Annotated in this window: 19 protein-coding genes; 9 read left to right on the top strand and 10 right to left on the bottom strand. The window is 65.9% G+C overall.

The window, feature by feature from the left end; all coding sequences use genetic code 11:
• Positions 1-161 precede the first annotated feature (161 nt).
• Both tal and BMY06_RS19900 read left to right on the top strand, forming a co-directional pair.
• A complete protein-coding gene (gene tal, locus BMY06_RS19905; RefSeq protein ID WP_074984759.1) occupies positions 162-1,121 on the top strand; it encodes a transaldolase in 960 nt (319 codons plus the stop codon).
• Positions 1,122-1,451: 330 nt separating this feature from the next.
• On the top strand, positions 1,452-1,883 hold the full coding sequence (locus tag BMY06_RS19900) for a VOC family protein (protein WP_074984858.1): 432 nt from the start codon (positions 1,452-1,454) through the stop codon (positions 1,881-1,883).
• Positions 1,884-1,920: 37 nt separating this feature from the next.
• Here BMY06_RS19900 and BMY06_RS19895 read toward each other — a convergent pair whose 3' ends face one another.
• The 7 genes from BMY06_RS19895 to BMY06_RS19865 form a co-directional block, all read right to left on the bottom strand.
• Entirely contained in the window at positions 1,921-3,069 is a 1,149-nt protein-coding gene (locus BMY06_RS19895; RefSeq protein WP_074984757.1) for an FUSC family protein, read from the bottom strand.
• Between the two features lie 202 nt (positions 3,070-3,271).
• Entirely contained in the window at positions 3,272-4,822 is a 1,551-nt protein-coding gene (gene mctP / locus BMY06_RS19890) for a monocarboxylate uptake permease MctP (RefSeq protein WP_065063674.1), read from the bottom strand.
• Complete coding sequence (locus BMY06_RS19885; RefSeq protein ID WP_065063676.1) at positions 4,819-5,058, bottom strand: DUF3311 domain-containing protein; 240 nt, start codon at positions 5,056-5,058, stop codon at positions 4,819-4,821. Before BMY06_RS19885 ends, mctP begins: the two co-directional genes overlap by 4 nt.
• A gap of 340 nt (positions 5,059-5,398) precedes the next feature.
• The gene (locus tag BMY06_RS19880; RefSeq protein ID WP_074984857.1) at positions 5,399-6,256 is read right to left on the bottom strand and encodes a class I SAM-dependent methyltransferase; all 858 of its coding nucleotides are present in this window, start codon (positions 6,254-6,256) and stop codon (positions 5,399-5,401) included.
• 1,030 nt (positions 6,257-7,286) lie between these two features.
• Entirely contained in the window at positions 7,287-7,868 is a 582-nt protein-coding gene (locus BMY06_RS19875; RefSeq protein WP_074984755.1) for an energy transducer TonB, read from the bottom strand.
• An 81-nt stretch (positions 7,869-7,949) separates the two neighbouring features.
• A complete protein-coding gene (locus BMY06_RS19870) occupies positions 7,950-8,489 on the bottom strand; it encodes a DNA-deoxyinosine glycosylase (RefSeq protein WP_074984753.1) in 540 nt (179 codons plus the stop codon).
• 18 nt (positions 8,490-8,507) lie between these two features.
• Positions 8,508-9,215, bottom strand: a complete 708-nt coding sequence (locus tag BMY06_RS19865) for a chorismate--pyruvate lyase family protein (RefSeq protein WP_074984752.1) — start codon at positions 9,213-9,215, stop codon at positions 8,508-8,510.
• Positions 9,216-9,253: 38 nt separating this feature from the next.
• On the opposite strand from BMY06_RS19865, the gene BMY06_RS19860 reads away from it, so the two are divergent.
• Complete coding sequence (locus tag BMY06_RS19860; protein ID WP_341809782.1) at positions 9,254-9,607, top strand: hypothetical protein; 354 nt, start codon at positions 9,254-9,256, stop codon at positions 9,605-9,607.
• A gap of 63 nt (positions 9,608-9,670) precedes the next feature.
• Here the strand turns inward: BMY06_RS19860 and htpG are convergent, their stop codons facing one another.
• Both htpG and BMY06_RS19850 read right to left on the bottom strand, forming a co-directional pair.
• Positions 9,671-11,578, bottom strand: coding sequence for a molecular chaperone HtpG (htpG, locus tag BMY06_RS19855; RefSeq protein ID WP_074984855.1), 1,908 nt, complete (start codon positions 11,576-11,578; stop codon positions 9,671-9,673).
• 161 nt (positions 11,579-11,739) lie between these two features.
• On the bottom strand, positions 11,740-13,221 hold the full coding sequence (locus tag BMY06_RS19850; protein WP_065063684.1) for an aminotransferase-like domain-containing protein: 1,482 nt from the start codon (positions 13,219-13,221) through the stop codon (positions 11,740-11,742).
• Between the two features lie 222 nt (positions 13,222-13,443).
• Here BMY06_RS19850 and BMY06_RS19845 point away from each other — a divergent pair, with 222 nt between their 5' ends.
• The 6 genes from BMY06_RS19845 to BMY06_RS19820 all read left to right on the top strand — a co-directional run bounded on the left by BMY06_RS19845 (position 13,444) and on the right by BMY06_RS19820 (position 20,747).
• Entirely contained in the window at positions 13,444-14,169 is a 726-nt protein-coding gene (locus tag BMY06_RS19845) for a VOC family protein (protein ID WP_065063686.1), read from the top strand.
• A complete protein-coding gene (locus BMY06_RS19840; protein ID WP_065063688.1) occupies positions 14,169-15,074 on the top strand; it encodes a DMT family transporter in 906 nt (301 codons plus the stop codon). Before BMY06_RS19845 ends, BMY06_RS19840 begins: the two co-directional genes overlap by 1 nt.
• Before the next feature lie 145 nt (positions 15,075-15,219).
• A complete protein-coding gene (locus BMY06_RS19835; RefSeq protein WP_074984748.1) occupies positions 15,220-16,419 on the top strand; it encodes an aminotransferase-like domain-containing protein in 1,200 nt (399 codons plus the stop codon).
• Between the two features lie 53 nt (positions 16,420-16,472).
• Positions 16,473-16,937 (top strand): RidA family protein, encoded by a 465-nt coding sequence (locus tag BMY06_RS19830; protein ID WP_065063692.1) that lies wholly within the window; start codon positions 16,473-16,475, stop codon positions 16,935-16,937.
• Between the two features lie 127 nt (positions 16,938-17,064).
• On the top strand, positions 17,065-17,988 hold the full coding sequence (locus tag BMY06_RS19825; protein WP_074984746.1) for a PhzF family phenazine biosynthesis protein: 924 nt from the start codon (positions 17,065-17,067) through the stop codon (positions 17,986-17,988).
• Positions 17,989-18,380: 392 nt separating this feature from the next.
• Entirely contained in the window at positions 18,381-20,747 is a 2,367-nt protein-coding gene (locus tag BMY06_RS19820) for a bifunctional diguanylate cyclase/phosphodiesterase (RefSeq protein WP_074984744.1), read from the top strand.
• A gap of 109 nt (positions 20,748-20,856) precedes the next feature.
• Here the strand turns inward: BMY06_RS19820 and BMY06_RS19815 are convergent, their stop codons facing one another.
• Entirely contained in the window at positions 20,857-21,885 is a 1,029-nt protein-coding gene (locus BMY06_RS19815) for a histone deacetylase family protein (protein ID WP_065063698.1), read from the bottom strand.
• Positions 21,886-21,894: the final 9 nt, after the last annotated feature.

The raw sequence follows: 21,894 nt of genomic DNA, 5'->3' as shown, positions 1-21,894 counted from the left end.
GCTGCCGCCATCCGGCGGCGACGCAGCGCCGATCCCTGCGATCCACGTTAATACGCGTAATTTCGCGTTTCGTCCTGCTCCCGCGAATCCCGGCTCGCCGGCCCGCGCGCAGGCCGTTCCCTTTCACCGACGCTGGCGCGCATGCGCCCACAAGGCCTGACATGACTACCGCACTCGATCAGCTCAAGCAGTACACCACCGTCGTCGCCGACACGGGCGACTTCCAGCAATTCGTCCAGTACAAGCCGCAGGACGCGACCACCAATCCGTCGCTGATTCTCAAGGCCGTGCAGAAAGCCGAGTACCGGCCGCTGCTCGAAAAAACCGTGCGCGATCACGCGGGCGAATCGGTCGAAGCGATCATCGACCATCTGCTGATCGCCTTCGGCACCGAAATCCTCAAGATCATTCCGGGCCGCGTCTCGACCGAAGTCGACGCGCGTCTCTCGTTCGACACGAAGAAGTCGATCGACAAGGCTCACCACATCATCGACCTGTACAAGAAGGCAGGCATCGAGAAAGAGCGCGTGCTGATCAAGCTCGCGTCGACGTGGGAAGGCATCCGCGCGGCGGAAGTACTGCAAAAGGAAGGCATCCGCTGCAACATGACGCTGCTGTTCTCGCTCGCGCAGGCCGCCGCGTGCGCCGAAGCGGGCGCGCAACTGATCTCGCCGTTCGTCGGCCGCATCTACGACTGGTACAAGAAGGCCAAGGGCGCCGACTGGGACGACGCGAAGGACGGCGGCGCGAACGATCCGGGCGTGCAGTCGGTGCGCAAGATCTACGCGTACTACAAGAAGTTCGGCTACAAGACCGAGGTGATGGGCGCGAGCTTCCGCAACACGAGCCAGATCGTCGAACTGGCGGGCTGCGACCTGCTCACGATCAGCCCGGACCTGCTGCAGAAGCTGCAGGACGGCAGCGAAAAGATCGAGCGCAAGCTGTCGGCGGAAGCCTTCAAGGACGCGCAGATCGAACGCGTGGCCGTGGACGAAGCGTCGTTCCGCTTCCTGCTCAACGAAGATGCGATGGCTACCGAGAAGCTCGCGGAAGGCATCCGCGCCTTCGCCGCCGATGCGGTGAAGCTCGACAAGATGGTCGAGGAACTGCGCGCGAAGTAAGGCGCTCGACACTCGGTGAGCGCGCGTTAAACGCTTACTGATCGCCGAAAAATACGAAGGGCCGCGCGTGCAGAACGTGCGGCCCTTTTCTTTTTTGCGGCGCGTTATTGGCGCTTTGTATTAGCGTGCCCGCGCCCTGCAACCTCCATTCCAGCCTGCGCTCTCGCAAACCCTGGCGACGCGCCGCGCGGCGCCGCGCGGGCCTGCGCCTAGAATCAGGACAGCGGCGCACACAGCCGCGCGTTTGGCTCCCACAACATCCCCACAACCGTTGCGCATCCGCGCGCGCGGGCCGCTCCTGCGGGGAACCGGTCCGCAAGGAAAACGATGATGCAGATCCAGCCCTACCTGTTCTACCCCGGCAACTGCGAAGAGGCGATCGCGTTCTATCACGAGGCGCTCGGCGCGCAGACGCTGTTCACGATGCGCTTCAAGGAAGCGCCGCCCGATCCGGCGCGTCCCATGCCCGCCGAATTCGCCGAGAAGATCATGCACGCCACGCTTCAGGTCGGCGATGCGCAGATCATGATGTCCGATGGCGGCTGTATGACCGGCAACGACAAGTTCACCGGCTTCAGCGTCTCGCTCACGGCCGCCGACGCCGCCGCCGCGCAACGCTACTTCGACGCGCTATCGCAAGGCGCCCAGGTGACCATGCCGTTCCAGAAAACCTTCTGGTCGCCGGGCTTCGGCATGCTGACCGACAAGTTCGGCGTGCCGTGGATGGTCACCGCGCCGCCGCTCGAAAGCCCGGCCGCTTAAATCACCTCGAAAGCGGTTTCTGCACCCGCCGCGCGCCTCACACCATCCGATGCAGGTGCGCGCGCTCGATGTTCCAGCGCGGCTCGGTCTCCAGCAACAGGGACCGTAGCTGCGCCACCTGCTCCTCGAATCGCAAACCCAGCCAGTACGGCCCCTGCATGTCCGGCGCGAGCGGCGCGGAGGGCTCGGCCGCCAGCGCCTGAGCGCTGTCGAGCGACGGTGCGCGCAACGCCTTGGCCGCCGCTTCCGGATGACGCGCGCCGCCAAAACGCAGCGCCCGCGCCGTCGCCAGCAGCGCTTCGCGCACACACGCACTGCGCCCGGCGAACGCCACGCGCACGAGCTGCTGCTCGTAGCGTCCAAGCCCGGTCGCCATCATCTCCAGCGAACTGAGGATCGCGCGATGCTGGCGCTGGATCTGTTCGAGCCGCGCCGCCGGCACGTCGATCTCCTTCGCCACGGAAGGCATCAGCGAACGCAGTTGCACGAGACGCTGGTTCAGGCGGCGAAAGATCTCGATGTGCTCGTCGTTGTCGACGTGCACGCCGCTCACGATCTGCGTGTAGACGCGCGCGCATTCGCGCAGGCTGTCGGCGAGCCGGTAGCGCCACGAATAGGTCGCGTGCAGCGGCAGCGCGAACGAAAACGCCAGCGCGATCACGATGCCGATCATCACGTTGAGCGTGCGCCACAAGCCGGTGTCGATGAGATTGTCGCCGTGGCCCGCGACAATGCACATCGTGATCGCCGTGAGCAGCGCCACGTAACCGGGCTTGCCGATCGCGTAGTAACTACAGACGGCCGCGACGATCGACATCAGCGAATAGGTGAGCCACGACGACCCCGTGACGGCCTGCACGACGATCAGCGTCAGGCCGATGAGCGCGCCGAGCAGCGTGCCGAGCGCGCGCTCCGCGGCCTTCTTGCGAATATTGCCGTGATGCTGCAAGCCGCCGATCACCACCAGCAGCGTGACCGAGGCCCAGATACCGTGCGGTATGTTGATGCCGGTGGTGGCGAGAATCGACGTCAGCATCGCGAGGCCCACGCGGATGGCGTGGATGAGCGCCGCGTTGCGGTAGCGATAGAACGGCGACGTGAGCGCGCGCCAGACCCGCGCGACGCGCGAGCGGACGCGCCGGCGCGGCACGGCGGAGTGTGTGGACTTCGGTTCGGACAAGTTCATGTTGCGCGCTGGACATTCGGGCCGGTGTCGTCGGAATGACACCGTGCAGCGCACATCGTGCACCAGAAAAACGAATGCCCGCAACCGTCATCGGCGCGGGCATGCGTGATTGCGGCTTGATGGCGGCTTGATGGCGGCTTGTTTGCGGCATCAAGCGGGCACAGTGGGCGCATTCGCCGCGCCCTCGCCGCGCCCTCGCCGATCAGCTTTCGACCACGTCCAGATAATCTTCCGGACGCGTGCGGTCCTCGCCCTTCTGCATCCCGAACAGATGCACGAGCGCCGACACCACCACCGCCACCACGAGATTCACGATCAGCGACCACACCGCCGCGTAGCCCGGCACGTCGATGCCGAACAGATGCACGACGAAGATCGAGCCCTTGAGATGCAGCGAGATCGCCATCCACGTGCCGGTGCCGATGCCCACCGCCCAGCCGATCAGCAGACCGCGCCAGTCGAGCATGCGCGTGTAGAGACCGAGCACGATCGCGGGCAGCGTCTGGATGATCCAGATGCCGCCGAGCAGTTGCAGCTGGATCGCGTACGTGAGCGGCAACCCGAGAATGAACGCCACCGCGCCCACTTTCACGATCAGCGAAACCAGCTTGGCGATGTTGGTTTCCTGCTCGTTACTCATCTTGCGGTTGATGAACTCCTTGTGGATGTTGCGCGTGTACAGGTTGGCGGCCGCGATCGACATGATCGCCGCGGGCACCAGCGCGCCGATGCCGATCGCCGCGAACGCCACGCCCACGAACCACGACGGGAAGAAGTGCAGGAACAGCGCCGGTACCGCGAAGTTCGGGCCGAAAGCCTTGAAGTACGGTGCGAACTCCGGCATGTCCTTCACGCCCGAGGCGAGCGCCATGAAGCCGAGCAGCGCGAGCAGGCCGAGCACGAGCGAGTACGCGGGCAGCATCGCCATGTTGCGGCGGATGGTGTTGCCCGACGACGACGACAGCACCGCCGTGATCGAATGCGGATAGAGGAACAGCGCGAGTGCCGAACCCACCGCGAGCGTCGCGTACGCGCTATAGCCGTTCAGGCTCGACGCGTCCGGTGCCTTGAGCAGCAGTTTGGCCGGCGGCACCGAAGCGAAGATATGGCCGAAACCGCCCATCTGCGCCGGAATCACGATGATCGCCACCGCGATGGTCACGTAGATCAGAATGTCCTTCACGACCGCGATCATCGCCGGCGCACGCAGACCCGAGGTGTAGGTATAGGCCGCGAGAATCGCGAACGCGATGATGAGCGGCAGGTCGCCGACGAAGCCCGTGGTGTCGAAACCCAGCGCGCCGATCACCACTTCGATCCCCACCAGCTGCAGCGCGATATACGGCATGGTCGCGACGATGCCCGTGACCGCGATGGCGAGCGCGAGCATGCGGCTGCCGTAACGCGCGCTCACGAAGTCGGCGGACGTCACGTAGTGATGGCGCTTGGCGATGGCCCAGAGCTTCGGGAACACCACGAATGCGAACGGATAGATCAGGATCGTGTACGGCAGCGCGAAGAAACCCGTTGCGCCCGCGCCGAACACGAGAGCGGGGACCGCCACGAAGGTGTACGCCGTATAGAGATCGCCGCCGAGCAGGAACCACGTGACGATGGTGCCGAAGCGGCGCCCGCCGAGACCCCATTCGTCGAGATGCGCGAGATCGCCCTTGCGCCAATGCGCGGCCAGAAAGCCGATGATGGTCACGCCGATGAAGAACAGGACGAAGACGAAGGTTGCGGTGACGTTCATTGCGCGCCTCCCGCGTTGCCGCGCTTCGAGCGGTCCTTGGTCTTGTGATAGACGAGCGCGGTGATGACCGCGCTGATCAGCACCCAGAGGAGCTGATACCAGTAGAAAAACGGGAAGTCCCACAATGTGGGTTCGACCTTGTTGTACGACGGCACCCAGATCATCGCGATCCAGGGCAGCAACAGCAGCCAGAGCCAGTGCTTGCTGGCTTTTCCGGCGTCGGCGTCGTGAGCCATGACGTCTCCTCCTCACTTATGTTGTTATGCGACGTCGGTGCGCCGCCTGTACGGCCGCGAAAGGGCCGATGGCCCGCGAGCTCGTGCCTCGCAAGGTCCCCGAAAGCGCTGAAAAGAGTAGCGAGGCCCCGATAGCGGGTCAAGCCGGGGCGGACCCCAACCCCGGCGGCGCTGTCAAGGCGCGAGAACGGTGCGTGGGCATCGTTTCGGATTCGCAATCGTCAGCTATCCGAAAGCGCGCAAAAAACGGGGACGAAAAAAAACCGGCCAGAAGGCCGGTTTCTCTCGTGGTGCGCTCGACAAACATGACGAACGTGACAAACGCACCAGGCGAGCAGACTCAGATGGCGAACGACGCGCCTTCCTTGCCGATTTCCTTGCACGCTGCGCGCAGCGCCTTGACCCACTGGTGCGCGGGCAGGCCGAGCTTGCTTTCGAGCATGCGCGCACGCTTTTCGAGCGCCGTCCAGCTCACGTCGAGCGCCGGACCCGAGAACGCCAGCGCGACGCGATTGCCGTCGTGCACTTCGGGCAGCGCGATCACGCGGCCGTCGAAGGCTTCCTTCAGGCGCTTCATGTTGCGCACGTAGCTCGGGTGGTCGCCGAACAGGTTGATCGTCGCGACGCCCGCCTCCGCGAGACAGGCGCGCGCGGCGCGGTAGAACGCCACGCTGTCGAGCACCGGACCGCGTGCGGTCGCGTCGTAGATGTCGATTTGCAGTGCGCCGACCGTGCCGTGGTTCGAGCGGTCCTGCACGAAGTCCCATGCGTCGAGTTCACGCACGGCGAGGCGCGCGTCGTCCATCGGCAGATCGAACATCGTGCGCGCGGCCACCACGACCGCCGGGTTCAGCTCGATCGCCTCGACCTTCGCGGGACGCAGGTAGCGATGCGCGAACTTGGTCAGCGCCGCGGCGCCCAGACCGAGTTGCACGATGCGCGCGGGCGTCGCGAGGAACAGCAGCCAGGCCATCATCTGCTGCGCGTATTCGAGTTCGATGTGCTGCGGCTTCGACAGACGCATCGCGCCTTGCACCCATTCGGTGCCGAAGTGCAGGTAGCGCACGCCGCCCTCTTCCGAGAACGTGACCGGTGCGAAGCGCGGCTTGCGCGGCTTTTCGATGACCGGTGCGTGTTCGAGTTCTTCCGCGGCCAGGGCGGCGCGGCGCGCGAGCTTGGTGGACTTGGCGGGTTTGATCGCCTTGGCCGGTTTAGCGGGTTTGGCTGCCTTGGTCGGCTTGGCGGCTTTTTCTGCCTTTGCGGCCTTCGGCGCTGCTGCTTCTGCAACGACCGTGGCAGCAACCGGCGCGCGCTTCACGCGTGCTGCGGGCTTGGCTTCTGCCTTCGCTGCGGGCTTCGCTGCCTTCTTCGAGACGGGCTTGGCTTCTGCCTTTGCAACCGGCGTCGCATCCACCTTCGCTGCGGGCTTCGCTTCCGCCTTCACCGCAGGCTTCGCTGCCTTCTTCTCAACCGGCTTTGCTTCAGCCTTCGCCGCCACTTCAGCGGCAGGCTTCGCGACCGGCTTGACTTCCGCCTTTACCGCAGGCTTCGCTGCCTTCTTTGCGGCGGGCTTGGCTTCTGCCTTTGCAACCGGCGTCGCATCCACCTTCGCTGCGGGCTTCGCTGCCTTCTTCGCAACCGGCTTCGCTTCAGCCTTCGCTGCTACTTCAGCGACAGGCTTCGCTTCCGGCTTGGCGACAGGCTTCGCAGCGCGCTTCGCAGCAGGCTTGACTGCCGCCTGCTTCGGCGCTTCGACGACTGCCGGCGCAGCTTCGGCTGCCACGACGGCTGGCGCGGCTTCGACCGCTGCCGGCGCTTGCGCCGCTTCCGTCACTTCCGCCACCGCAGCCGGTGCGGCTTCGACGGCGGCCGGCGCCGCTGCCTGCACCGCAGCCTCGGCTTGCGGCGCTGCCTCGATCTGCTGCGGCGCGTCGGTTTCCGGCGTCGTTCCGGTCGTCGGCGCGCTCTCGGCAGCGTCGGTTTTGTTGAATGCGCGGGCCTCAGCCGAAGCGCGCTTGATCAGAGTCGTCATGTGGAAAATGCGATGCTTGGAAGGAGCAAAAGCAGCCGCGGCAACAGCACATCTGCAGCGCGACTGCGGGGGCGACCGAGAGCATAGCATTCGCCGCGCATCGCGCTGCAATTACACGGCAATGACGCGGCCTTAACACCACAATCGCGCGACAAAACACCACGAAAAAAGCCCTGCAATCACGAACAGCCGACGTTCAATCGCAAGCGCTCACCCCGTTCACGATGTTGCAGTGCTCCGCGCGCCAATGACTCTGATCGCTGATGCCGACGCCCACGTTCATGCCGCCGATCGCCGGCCCGCTCGATTGCAGTGCGAGCGGATTCACGCTCACCGGATGAAAGTGCAGGTCGATGCGCGCGATGTGCAAGGCCGTCGGCACCGGCGGCAACGGCGTGGCGACGTCGATGGCGCGCTCGACGGCCTTGTCGTAATCGTGATTGCCGCTCGAATGCAGCAGCTTCACGGAAAGAATGCGGCCGTCAGGCGCGGCGCGGATCGACACCACGGCCTCGGTGTCCACCGACACTTTCTTCGGATTCGAAAACATATTGCCGCCGAGTTTGCAGTTCACGTAGCGCTCCCACTGCCGCGCGTCCAGCGTGGCTTCGGTAGGCGCGGGCGCGCCGCTTTCGGTGACCGACGCGAGGCAGCGGCTCATCACGGCTTCGGGTGAAGGATGCACCTGCGGACCGGCGGCGGCCGGCTCGTCGGAAGCGCAGGCGGCCAGTGCGAGCGCGCAGGGAAAAGCGAGCAGGAGCAGGCGTTTCTTGTTCATTGTGGTTTCGTGTCCCGTCGATAATGAATGCGCACCTCGGCGTGCGCGGGAGCATGCTAGCGCGGCGAGATTGCAGTGCGCTTACGCGGCCCCGGCATCCCGGCGACGCGCCGAGTCGTCCGGCTTGCCCGCGAATGCGCCGATCGCACGCCACGCCACCAGTTTCGCCGCGAAGTTCATCGACGCGTACGCCGGGCTGCTCGACGGCAGATGCAGGATCGCGAGGCGCGGCGCGTGCGCGCCCAGAATGCGCTCGCCGATGCGCGCCGCCGTGCCGCCGTTGAACGCGATCGCTTCGAGCGCGGGCAGGCTCTTGATCAGCGTGACGAGATCGTTGCCGGCGTGGTCGCGGATCGCGGCGTCGAGACTGCCTTCGCGGCGCGCCTCGGCCACCACGTCCCACAATCCGACCCGATTCGCACGCAGCGCCTGCAAACGCGCGTCGTATTCCATCGCCACGAGGTCCGCGCCGATCACGTCTCCCACCAGCGCCCAGAATTTATTCTGCTTGTGCGCGTAATACTGCTGATGCGCGAGCGACGCCTCGCCCGGCAGGCTGCCGAGAATCAGCACGCGCGTGTGCGCATCGACGACAGGCGGGAAGCAGCGTTTGAACGACATGGGCGAGCGCAATGCGATTCAGCGCGGCGCGCCGGGAGGGAGGTGTTGATGCGCACCTTGATGCGCACGCGAAGCCGTATGTCCGAGCGGACCGCGCTCGCGCGCCGAATGTGACGTATGCGACGTATGCGCGGCCGACGCCTTGCCAGCCGACTCCGCAAGATACGCCCACAGCGCGGGCAGCATGCATTCGGTGACGAGCAGCGGCTTGCCGTGACGCTCGAACACCGAACGCCGCGCGACGAACGCATGCGGCGCATGCGCGCAGGCAGAACCGGTCTCGCCGATTTCGCGCGCTGCGAGCGCATGCAGCGGATGCCGCGCGCTCACGCGCCGGCTCACCAGCGCCGAACGCGCCACGCCGCTATCGCTGTAAAGCAGTTCGGCGAGCGGGCGCGTGCGCAAGCGCCGCATGGCCTGCCAGACGCCGTGACTCGCACCAAGCGGCGTCGCGCTATGCGCCGCCACGAACGGCACGCCATCGACTTCGAGCACGATCTCGCGCACCCATGCGCGCTCGCGCGGCGCGAGACCGAGTGCGGCACATTCGTCGGACCAGGGCATATCGACGGCTTCGCGCGTCACGCGCACCCGAACCTGGCCGAGCGTGCGCAAATGCGCGGTGAGCGAACCGCCGCGCGTGAGCCAGTCTTTCTGGGCGGCGCTGAAGGCCGCGAGGGGCGCGACGCGCCAGTGCGCGTCGGCGGCATCGAATCGGATAGGCATGGCGCGATTATAGGCTGCGCACAGTTAGGACGATTCGTATGGCAGCACGGCATGGGACGCGGAAAACTGCCGGATACACCGACGTGCATTCTGCCGCCCCCCGCCAGACACGGTCGGTGCACCAGAAGACTCGCATGGCAGACACCCGGAAGCAGACTTCGCAAAAAGTCAGTCGTCTCGCAGCGCAAACGCTGCATGACCCCAAGGCGTCCGCGATCAAGAAGCGCCTGGCCGGCTCGGCGCTCGCGCAATCACACACATCCAAACAGACCGGCGCCACGATGGAGCACGAGGCGAGCGAAGTCCTGCACAGCCCGAAATATTCGGCGGAGACCAGGACGCTCGCGGCATCGGTGCTTGCGCAATCCAGCAAGGAGCGCAAGGCCAAATAAAAAGCACGCCGCAGGCTTCCCTGCGGCGCGCTTTTTCTTGCGTCGGCGCTCCGGCGCTACGACTTAGCGCGCCAGCAACAACGCATTCGTGCGCTTCACGAAGCTCGCCGGATCTTCGAGCGAGCCGCCTTCGGCCAGCATCGCCTGATCGAACAGCAGATGGCACCAGTCCGCGAAATTCGCGTCATCGGCATGCAGCGCCTTGACGAGCGGATGCTCCGGATTCACTTCGAGAATCGGCTGCATCTGCGGCGCCTGCTGGCCCGCGGCCTTGAGCATGCGCTGCAGATAGCCGCTCATGTCGTTGTCGTCGGCCACGAGGCAGGACGGCGAATCGGTCAGGCGGAACGTCAGACGCACGTCCTTGGCCTTGTCCTTGAGCGCTTCCTTCATCTGCTCGACGAGCGGCTTGAGTTCTTCGCTGACCTTCTCCTGCTGCTGCTTTTCCTCGTCGTTGAGCGCGCCCAGATCGAGGTCGCCGCGCGCCACGCTCGCGAGCGGCTTGCCGTCGAATTCGTTCAGGAACGACAGCATCCATTCGTCGACGCGGTCCGTCAGCAGCAGCACTTCCACGCCCTTCTTGCGGAACACTTCGAGGTGCGGGCTGTGGGTCGCGGCCTGCCAGGTGTCGGCGGTCACGTAGTAGATCTTCGACTGCTCGGGCTTCATGCGCGCGACGTAGTCGGCGAGCGAAACGCTCTGCTCGGCCGTGTCGTTGTGCGTCGACGCAAAACGCAGCAGCTTCGCGATGCGGTCCTTGTTCGCGTGATCTTCGCCCACGCCTTCCTTGAGCACCTGGCCGAACTCGCTCCAGAAGCCGGCAAACTTCGCCTTGTCCTCGTCCTTCGCTTCGGCGTCGGTCTGCGCGTTCGCGAGTTCTTCGAGCATCGACAGCACGCGCTTGGTCACGCCGTCGCGAATCGCCTTCACGTCGCGGCTTTCCTGGAGGATTTCGCGCGAGACGTTCAGCGGCAGATCCGCCGAATCGACCACGCCCTTCACGAAGCGCAGATAGTTCGGCAGCAACTGCTCGGCGTCATCCATGATGAAGACGCGCTTCACGTAGAGCTTCAGGCCGCTCTTGTGGTCGCGGTTCCACATGTCGAACGGCGCGTGCGCGGGCACGTAAAGCAGTTGCGTGTATTCGCTGCGGCCTTCGACGCGGTTATGCGTCCACGCGAGCGGGTTCTCGTGATCGTGCGCGAGATGCTGATAGAACTGCTGATACTGCTCGTCGCTGATCTCGCTCTTCGAACGCGTCCACAGCGCGCTCGCCTGGTTGATGGTCTCGAACTCGTCCTTCGTGACCATCTCGCTCTTTTCGGCGTCCCATTCCTCGGCCTTCATTTCGATCGGCAGACCGACGTGATCCGAGTACTTCTGGATGATGCTCTTGAGCTTGTGCGACGACAGCAGTTCGTCCTCGCCTTCGCGCAGATGCAGCGTGATGGTGGTGCCGCGTTGCGCGCGCTCGATCTTGTCGACCGAGAATTCGCCCTCGCCCGCGCTTTCCCAGCGCACGCCTTCGCTCGCGGGCAGACCCGCGCGGCGCGTTTCCACGGTGATCTTGTCGGCGACGATAAAGCCCGAATAGAAGCCCACGCCGAACTGGCCGATCAGCGCCGCGTCCTTCTTCTGGTCGCCCGAGAGCTTGCCGAAGAACTCCTTGGTGCCCGAGCGCGCGATCGTGCCGAGGTTCGCGACGGCTTCGTCGTGGCTCATGCCGATGCCGTTGTCCTCGATCGTGACGGTGCGCGCCGCCTTGTCGTAACCCACGCGGATGTGCAGGTTCGGATCGTTTTCGTAGAGCGCGCTGTTTTCGAGCGCTTCGAAGCGCAGCTTGTCGGCGGCGTCGGAGGCGTTCGAGACCAGTTCGCGCAGGAAAATTTCCTTGTTGCTGTACAGCGAATGGATCATCAGGTGCAGAAGCTGTTTCACTTCCGCCTGGAAGCTCATGGTTTCTTGTGCCATGTTCGAGAGTCCTCGTTCGTTGTAATTGCGTTGCAATGCGTTGAACTCAAAGCCGCGTGCGCGAGTCGTTTCAAGCGACAGTTCGCGGCGTAATGCGCGCATAAATGGGGGCGCGCGGCGCGGGTTTCAAGAGTGCGGATTTAACCAGATTCACCGCATGTTCAGGCGCCCCGCCGCGCCACCCCGTCCAGATAGCCGGAGAGGAACGCGGGCAAGCCCGGATCGGCGCAGTTCGCGATATTGAAGCGCATCCACGTGGTCGGCGACTGATGGGGCGAGAACAGGCTGCCCGGCGTGAGCAGGAAGCCCGCCTCGTGACCGGCGGCCGTGAGCGCGTCGGCGTCCACGCCGGTGTCGGTCCACAGGAACATGCCCGCGCCCGGCGCCGTGAACAGCTTGCAGCCGGTGCGCTCCAGCATGCGCGCGGCCTTGTCGCGCACGGTATCGAGCCGCGCGCGCAACCGTTCGACGTGGCGGCGATAGTGGCCTTCGGTCAGCACGCGGTACAGCACGCGCTCGTTGATCTCGGGGCTCGTCATGCCGACCAGCATTTTCTGGTCGGCCACGGCCTGGGTCACCTCCGGCGAGGCCGCGACGAAGCCCACGCGCAGATTCGGCGCGAGCGTCTTCGAAAAACTGCCGAGATAGATCACGCGGCGCAACTGGTCGAGACTCGCGAGCCGCGTGGCCGGATAGCCCGCGGGACACAGGTCGCCGTAGACATCGTCCTCGACCACGATGAAGTCGTATTGTTCCGCGAGCCGCAGGATGCGGAACGCCTGGGCAGCCGTCAGCGAGGTGCCGGTGGGATTCTGCAGCACCGAATTGATGACGAGCATCTTGGGCCGCCAGGTTTCGACGAGCGCTTCGAGCGCGTCGAGGTCCGGGCCCTCGGGCGTATACGGCATGCCGACGAGCCGCGCGCCCTGCGAGGCGAAGCGGCCGAACATCTGGAACCACGCGGGGTCGCCGACCACGACGGTGTCGCCGGGCTGCACGTAGATGCGCGCGAGCAGATCGATCGCCTGGGTGATGCCGGAGACCAGCACGATTTGCTCGGGCGTGGCGCCGATTTCGAGTTCGGCCATGCGCGTCTGCAATTGCTGGCGCAGCGGCAAAAAGCCTTGCGGCGAGCCGAAGCCGAGCAGTTGCGTGCCGCTTTGTCGACCGAGCGAGCGCATCGCGCCCGCGAGCAATTCGCCGTCAAGCCAACGTGCGGGCAGATAGCCGAGACCCGGCCCTTTTTCCGGATGCGTCGACTGATGGAGCATGTTGCGCAGCAGCCAGACCACGTCGAGCGTGGGCGGCGCGGGCGGTTCGGCGGACGTCGGCGTCTCCGCGCCCGCGCGCCGTTCGATCGGCGTGACGGAGGCCAGGTTGCCGAGCCGCTCGCGCACGTAGAAGCCCGATCCGCGCCGCGAATCCAGATAGCCCTGCGCGACGAGGCGTTCGTACGCCTCCACCACGGTGAAGCGCGACACGCCCTTGTCGAGCGCGAGTTTGCGGATCGACGGCATGCGCATGCCGGGCCGGAACACGCGTTCCTCGATGCGGCGGCGTCCCCACTGGACGAGCTGGTCGACGAGCGTGAGCGTGGCCGCGTCGTGCGGGGCCGGAATCTGGTCAAGCGGGACGGACGACATGGGATCTCCAACTGTACCGAGCACTATCGGAGCGATTGTACCGTTACTGTCCGCAGCCATACCGGTACATTTATTCACATGCGTACCGGTAAGGATCCGGCAACACGGGTACAGCGCCGTCCTGCTGTACTCAACCGTACCGAACCGTACTGCGCGCTGTTCCAGCTTTTCCCTGCGGCTGTCCTCGCCGCTGTATCTTTCCGTCCGCTCGACCGTCCTCACATGACCGCTACGCCGCTTCGTCTCGATCATCTCGTCGTTTCCGCCCGCACGCTGGAAGAAGGCACGCAATACGTGGCGGACACGCTCGGCGTCGCGCCCACGGGCGGCGGCGCGCATCCGCTGATGCGCACCCACAACCGCCTGCTCGGTCTGTGGGGCGGCGTCTATCTGGAAGTGATCGCGGTCGATCCGGCGGCGAACGCATCGGGGCAAAGTCAGGGCCAAGGCCGCGCGCGCCTGTTCGCGCTCGACGATCCGGCCGTGCAGGCGCGGCTCGACGCGGGCCCGTACCTTTCGCACTGGGTCGCGCGCGTGGAGCCGCCGCGCAGCCTCGCACGCTGGCGTGCGCAGTATCCGCAGCGCATCGCCGACCTCGTGCCGATGACGCGCGGCAACCTGAGCTGGCAACTGAGCGTGCCGCTCGACGGCGCGTTCCCCGCGTGGCAAGGCGCCGGCGACGGCGTGCTGCCCTCGCTCATTCAGTGGGATACGCCGCGCCATCCGTCGCAATCGCTCGACGAAAGCGGCATCGCGCTCACCTCGCTCACCGGCTATCACCCGCAGGCGGACACGATCCGCGCGCAACTGGACTGGCTCGGCGCATCGGCGCTGATGACCGTCGAGCAAGCCGATTCCCCCGCGCTCGTCGCGCACTTCGAAACCCCGTCGGGACCGCGATCGCTCGGCGCGCCCGCACGCCGATCTGTCGAGCGCGAATCCGCATAATGAAAGCACGCGAAACCCAGGGCATGCTGCTCGGCCTCGTCGGCGTCATGATCTTCAGTCTGACGCTGCCGATGACGCGCATCGTCGTCACCGAATTCCATCCGCTGCTGAACGGTCTCGGCCGCGCGCTCGCCGCCGCCGTCCCCGCCGCCCTGCTGCTGTGGCTGCGCCGCGAAAAGCGGCCCAACCGGGCGCAGGTCAAGAGTCTCGCCGTGGTGTCGCTGGGCGTGATCGTCGCGTATCCGGTGTTTTCGGCATGGGCGATGAAGAGCGTGCCCGCTTCGCACGGCGCAATCGTCAACGGCCTGCAACCGCTCGCGGTGGCAATCTACGCCGCGTGGCTCTCGCACGAGCGCCCGTCGAAGGCGTTCTGGTTCAGCGCGCTGATCGGCAGCGCGCTCGTGGTGGCGTTCGCGCTCCAGGCGGGCGGCGGCGCGCTGCACGCCGGCGACGCGTGGATGCTGGTCGCGGTCGGCATCGGCGCGCTCGGTTACGCCGAAGGCGCGCGCCTCGCGCGGCAACTGGGCGGCTGGCAGGTGATCTGCTGGGCGCTGGTGCTTTCGGCGCCGTTTCTGGCGATTCCGGTGGGCTGGCTCGCGTGGGCGCATCACGTCGCGCATCCGGAACCGGTCGCGCTCAAGACCTGGCTCGCCTTCGGCTACGTCACGCTGTTCTCGCAGTTTCTCGGCTTCTTCGCGTGGTACGCAGGGCTGGCGATGGGCGGCACGGCGCGCGTCGGTCAGGTCCAGCTGCTGCAGATTTTCTTCACGATGGCGTTCTCGGCGCTCGTGTTCGGCGAGCAGGTCGCGGCATCCGCGTGGCTCTACGCGGCGGCCGTGATCGCCACCGTCGTGCTCGGCCGCCGCGCCGCCATCCGCACCGCGCCCGTGCCCGCGCGCGCTTGAGCGCGTTTCACGTCATAATCCAAGGTTTTCGGCGGCGCAAAAGTCTGGCGCGCCGCCTCGAAAATCGCATCGTTCAGCACCCGTTCACCGAATTTGCCGAATCGAATTCGCCGACCCGAATTCCAGGAACCAACAAGGAGACCCCATGGACCAGAGCGATCTCAAAGCCGCCCCCGCGTGGCAACTGTCCGAGCGTGCGATCAAGCTGACCAGCTCGGCGATTCGCGAAATCCTCAAGGTCACCGAGCGCCCCGAAGTCATTTCGTTCGCCGGCGGTCTGCCCGCGCCGGCCAGCTTCCCGGCCGAGGAAATGCGCGCCGCCGCCGATCGCATCCTGCGCGACGATCCATCGGGCGCGCTCCAGTACAGCGCGACCGAAGGCTATATGCCGCTGCGCGAATGGGTCGCCGAGCGTCACTCGGTGGGCGGCGCGAAAGTGCGTCCGTCGCAGGTGCTGATCACCACGGGTTCGCAGCAGGCGCTCGACCTGATCGGCAAGGTGCTGGTCTCGCCGGACAGCCCGGTGCTGGTGGAAACGCCGACCTATCTCGGCGCGCTGCAGTCGTTTTCGCTCTACGAACCGCGCTACGTGCAGGTGCCGACCGACGAAAAGGGTCTTGTCATCGAAGGCCTGACGCCCGACGTGACGGCCGGCGCGCGCCTGCTCTACGCGATCCCGAACTTCCAGAATCCGACCGGCCGCCGTCTGCCGCTCGAGCGCCGCCAGGCGCTCGCCGAATTCGCGAAGCGCGCGCCCTTCCCGGTCATCGAGGACGACCCCTACGGCGCGCTGCTCTACGCGGGCGAGCCGCTGCCGACGGTCCACTCGATGGCGCCCGAGCACATCGTGCATCTCGGTTCGTTCTCGAAGGTGCTGGCGCCGGGTCTGCGCGTGGGCTACATCATCGCGCCCGAGGATCTGCATTTCAAACTCGTGCAGGCCAAGCAGGCCACCGACCTGCACACGCCGAGCTTCACGCAGCGCATCGTCCACGAAGTCGTCAAGGATGGCTTCCTCGATACGCACATTCCGAAGGTGCGCGCGCTCTATCGCGACCAGTGCGAGGCGATGCTCGACTCGCTCGCGCGCAACATGCCCGAAGGCGTGAGCTGGAATCGCCCCGAAGGCGGCATGTTCATCTGGGTCACGCTGCCGCAACAGATCGACAGTATGAAGTTGCTCGAAGAAGCGGTCGCGCAGAATGTGGCCTTCGTGCCCGGCGCGCCGTTCTTCGCGAGCGAACCGCAGCGCAACAAGCTGCGTCTGTCGTTCGTGACCGTGCCGCCCGCGAAGATCGAAGAAGGCGTGGCGAAGCTGGCCGCGCTGATCCGCGCGCGCCTCTGAGGCGCACGCCCGAACCGCGACAAACCCCGTTCAACGTAAAAGGACTCCTGATCATGGCTGACATCAACGTCTACGACCGCCTCAAAGAACTCGGCATCGAACTGCCGACCGCCGGCGCACCCGCCGCGGCCTACGTGATGAGCGCGCAAAGCGGCAACACGGTGTACCTCTCGGGCCACATCGCGAAGAAGGACGGCAAGGTCTGGGCCGGCAAGCTCGGCGACTCGCTCTCGACCGAAGAAGGCAAGGCCGCCGCACGTTCGATCGCGATCGACCTGCTGGCGACGCTGCACGCGCACGTGGGCGACCTCAACAAGGTCAAGCGCATCGTCAAGCTGATGAGCCTCGTGAACTCGACGCTCGACTTCACGGAACAGCACATCGTGACGAACGGCGCCTCGGAGCTGATCGCCGACGTGTTCGGCGAGAAGGGCAAGCACGCGCGCTCGGCATTCGGCGTCGCGCAGATTCCGCTCGGCGCGTGCGTCGAGATCGAACTGATCGCCGAAGTCGAGTAAGCGCCGCGTTGCGCGAGCCGTTTGCGCGAGCTTGCGCCTCGCGCGCCGGCTCGCCTCAGCGATACTCAACCGCGCCGCGAGGTGCGGTTTTTTTTCGCCGTACGTTTCCACCCGGATATTGCCGACCATGACACTTCGCAGCGTCCGCTTCAAACAGGTCGACGTCTTCACGTCGCGGCCCTTCAAGGGCAATCCGCTCGCCGTGGTGTTCGACGCCGACGCGCTCGACACCGCGCAGATGCAGGCCATCGCGCGCTGGACCAATCTCTCCGAAACCAGCTTCCTGCTCGCGCCCACCGACGCGCGCGCCGACTATCGCGTGCGCATCTTCACGACCCAGGGCGAGCTGCCCTTCGCGGGCCATCCGACGCTCGGCACCGCGCACGCGTTTCTCGACAGCGGCCGCACGCCGAAAACGCCGGGCCGCCTCGTGCAGGAATGCGCGGCGGGTCTCATCGATCTCGCCGATCGCACCGATCGCACGCAGGACTCGCAGGAGGCGAAGGCCGAGCCCGCCTGGGCTTTCGCCGCGCCGCCCGCGAGCGTCACGCCGCTGCCTGAATCGCAGTACGACGCATTGCGCGCCGCGTTGCAGATCGCGCCGGACAGCACGGCCATCGACTTCTCCGCGCAACCGTGTGGCGTAAATAATGGCGCGCCGTGGCTCGTGGTGCGCTTCGCAAGCGCCGACGATGTGCTCGCGCTCGACGTCGACTACGGCGCGCTCGCGAGCGTCGCGTCCGGCGTGGGCGCACAGGGACTCGCGGCCTACGGCCCGCACGCGGCGGACGGCCCCGCGACCTTCGAGGTGCGCTGCCTGATGACCGGTCTGGGCAACGGCGAAGACCCAGTCACCGGCAGTGCCAATGCCGCGATCGCGTTGTTGCTCGCGCAGCAGCAGCGCCGCCCCGGCAGACGCTACACCGTGCGCCAGGGCACCGCGATGGGGCGTGACGGCCGCGTTTCCATCGACTACGACGACGCGGCGGGCAAGATGTGGGTGGGCGGCGCGTCGGTCACGGTGATCGACGGCACGATCGCCCTGCCTTGATCGAGTGAAACGGAAGGAATCCGCCGGGGTGCAACGCCCCGGCATGCCTTTCGAATACTTACCCGGCCTGTGCACCAGGCATGCGCACTGCGCACGCGCGAGGCACGTCCACCAGGCATATGCGCCATGCGTGAACTATGCGCGACACATGATGGACTTAAGCATCGCGCGACCGACTGGCGTATACCCGAGGGGGTACCGCTTCCTTAATCATTCCCCAACCATTAAGATCCAGACATTGGACGCATTGCAGCGTCCGCTGGCCCATGCCCGCGCTTCCCGCGCCACTACCACAGCCGCTCCGCATAGATGCCGCCGATTCAACCGAGCGCCTTGTCGTCGTCCCGGCCGTCGCATCAGCGGCAGGCACCCTCGCGTTCGCCGCGCACACGATGAGCACGAACTGGCGTCCGTTCTCGCGCGAACCGGGCCTGCGTGGCCCGACGGGACCGGCCTACACGCGTCCGCGTACGCTGCTCGCGATTCCGCTGCTCGGCGTGCTGGTGCTCATTCTGCTGTGGGCCGTCATCTTCACGCGTCTCTCGGTCGAGAAAGAAGCCACCATGCGCGAGGCCACCGCCTCCGCGGCCATCCTCTCGGCGGCGCTCGAACAGCACACCGTGAAGGCGATCCATCAGGTCGACCAGATCACGCGCTTCGTGAAGTACGAGTTCGAGAAAACGCCTGAGCGCTTCAATCTCGCGACCACGGTCGAGAAAGGCGTCGTGCAGAGCGACTCGCTCGTGCAGGTGTCGATCATCGACGAGCACGGCAAGCTGGTCGCCAACACCGCCGACCCGAATCCCAAGCCCATCGATCTCTCGGACCGCGAGCACTTCAAGGTGCACGAGCACGAGAACGACGATCAGCTCTTCATCAGCAAGCCGCTGCTCGGGCGCGTCTCCGGTCACTGGACCTTGCAGATGACGCGCCGCCTCAATCATCCGGACGGTTCGTTCGCGGGCGTGGTGGTGGTCTCCGAAGACCCGAGCTATTTCACCAGCGACTTCTACAACAACGCCGCGATCGGCCGCGAAGGCGTGATCGCCGTGATCTCCGACACCGGCGCCGTGCTCGCGCGCCGCACCGGCAGCGCCGAACGCGCGAACGGCACGTTCTCGGCGAGCGGCGTGTATCCGATATCCGAGCACGTCTCGGGCACCTATGTCGATCCGATCGACCACGTGACGCGCATCGTCTCGTACCGCCATATCGACGGCTATCCGCTCGGCGTGCTGGTGGGCCTCTCGCAAGCCGAGGAGTTCGCCGACTACAACCACACGCGCGACGTCTATCTGATGATGGCGACGTTCATCTCGCTCGCCATGCTGTCGTTCTTCGCGGTGGCCACGGGTCTGATCGGCAAGCTGCTGGGCCGCGAGCGCGAGATGTCGCAACTCGTGCAGTACGACCTGCTGACCGGCCTGCCCAACCGCTACGCCACCTTGCAGCGGCTGCGCCACGAAGTCTCGCAGCCCGGCAACCTCGGGCGTCTCGCGATTCTCTTCATCGACCTCGACAACTTCAAGACGGTCAACGACACGCTCGGCCACAACGCCGGCGACATCGTGCTGCAAATGAGCGCGGCGCGTCTGGCCGACGCCGTCGGCGGCTCGGGCACGCTCGCGCGGATCGGCGGCGACGAGTTCGTCGTCATCATCAAGGGCGACGACATCGAGAAGCGCGCGAGCACGCTCGCCGAAACCACCAACGCCGCCTTCACGCATCCGTTCGACGTGCGCGGCAGCGCGTTCGTGCTGCATGCGAGCACGGGCATCGCGCTCTACGCGGTCGCACACGAAAGCGAGATCGACCTGCTCAAGAAGGCCGACCTCGCGATGTACGCGGCCAAGGAAGCGGGCCGCAACTGCTTCCGCTTCTATTCGCCGCAGCTCGCGCATCGCGCCGACCATCTGATGAAGTGGGAGCAGCAACTGCGCGTGGCGCTCTCCGAAGGCCAGTTGTTCCTCGCCTATCAGCCGAAGATCGATCTGCGCCGCCGCTGCATCACGGGCTTCGAGGCGCTGGTGCGCTGGAACCATCCGCAATACGGTCTGATTCCCGCGAGCGAATTCATTCCGGTGGCCGAGTCGACGGGCCTGATCGTGCCGGTCGGCGACTTCGTCATTCGCACCGCGTGCGCGCAGCTCGCGCTGTGGCAGCAGCAGGGCTACGAAACGCTCTCGCTCGCCGTCAACATTTCGGCGGTGCAGTTCTGGCGCGGCGATCTCTACGAGACCATCTCGCACGCGATCGAAGAAACCGGCATCGCCGCGCACAAGCTCGAACTTGAAATCACCGAGACGGCGATGATGGAATATCCGGAACTCGTCTCCGAGAAGATCTTCGCGCTCAAGCGCCTTGGCGTGCGCGTCGCGCTCGACGACTTCGGCACGGGCTATTCGTCGCTCTCGTATCTGAACCGTTTCGCCGTGGACACGCTCAAGGTCGACCGCTCGTTCGTGCAGGCGATTCCCGCCGACCGCAGCGTCTGCGTGATGGTGTCGGCCATCGTCAATCTCGCGCGCTCGCTGGGGCTCACCGTGGTCGTCGAAGGCACGGAAACCGAGGAGCAGATCGCGTGGCTCGCCGCGCTCGGTCCGATCGAGGCGCAAGGCTTCCTGTTCTCTCGGCCCGTGCCCGTGGAAGGCGTGCCGGCGCTGATCGAGCGCTTCGGCGTATGCGGCGCGGCGCAGCCGGGTTCCGGCGCGAGCGAGCAGCGCACCGAGCGCGTGAGCGACGCTTCGCAGCCGCGTTGATAAAGCGTTGATCGGACGTCGAGCGTGAGTTAGCGCTTCGACGCCCAAACAAAAAAGGCGCTCCCCGATGGGTGCGCCTTTTGTCTTTCGACCCGGGCGTCAGCCTGCGTCAGCGCGCACGCTTCGCGCCAAAACCACCGAAGAACGCCCGCGCATTGTCTTCGAGACTTTCGAGGTGGTAACCGCCTTCCTGCACGATCACCGAAGGCAGACCGAGCGCGCCGATCGCTTCGCCGAGCTTGCCGAAGCCCTCGGTGCTCACGGCCACCTTCGACTGCGGATCGTCCTTGTAGATGTCGAAGCCGAGCGCGAGCACCAGCGCGTCGGGCTGGAACCGGCGCAGCACGCGCAACGCCGACTCGACGCGCTCGAAGAACACATCCTCGCTCGCGCCATGCGGCATCGGCAGATTGACGTTGTAGCCCTCGCCCTCGCCCGCGCCGCGCTCGTCTTCGTAGCCCGCGACCACCGGATAGAAGTTGGTCGGATCGCCGTGGATCGAGATGTAGAGCACGTCGTCGCGGCCATAGAAGATTTCCTGCACGCCCTGGCCGTGGTGCATGTCGGTGTCGAGAATCGCCACGCGCTTGAAGCGGCTCTTGAGCGACTGCGCCGCGATCGCCGCGTTGTTCAGGTAGCAGAAGCCGCCCGCCGCGTCCGCACGCGCGTGATGGCCGGGCGGACGACACAGCGCGTACGACGCGCCGGCGCCTTCGTTGACGGTTGCCGCCGCGGCCAGCGCGCTCTGCGCCGACCAGTACGCCGCGCGCCACGTGTTCGCGCCGACCGGGCAACTGCCGTCGGCCAGATAACGCGCCGCCTGCGCGAGCACGCCGCGCAGCGGATTCGGATCGCGCACGTAGATGTTCGACATCACTTCGTCGCCCCAATCGTCGGGCATGCGCTTCCATTCGGCGTGCGCTTCTTCGAGGAAGCGCAGATAGTTCATGTCGTGCACGGCCGCGATCGGCGCGGTGCCGAAATCGTCGGGCTCGCTCACGCTGAAGCCGAGCGAATGCGCGGCGGCCACGAGACGCGCGGCGCGCTCGGGCACTTCCTGCGGCTCGCGCATCTGGCCGCGCGACAGATAGGTACGCGGATGGTGCAGCAACTGTTCGGGGTGAAACCAGGTCTTCATCGTTCGTTC

This window comes from Paraburkholderia tropica, from assembly GCF_900109265.1.
Lineage (GTDB): Bacteria > Pseudomonadota > Gammaproteobacteria > Burkholderiales > Burkholderiaceae > Paraburkholderia > Paraburkholderia tropica.
Note: the sequence above shows the minus strand (reverse complement) of the source record. Positions and strands in the feature narration are given on the sequence as shown.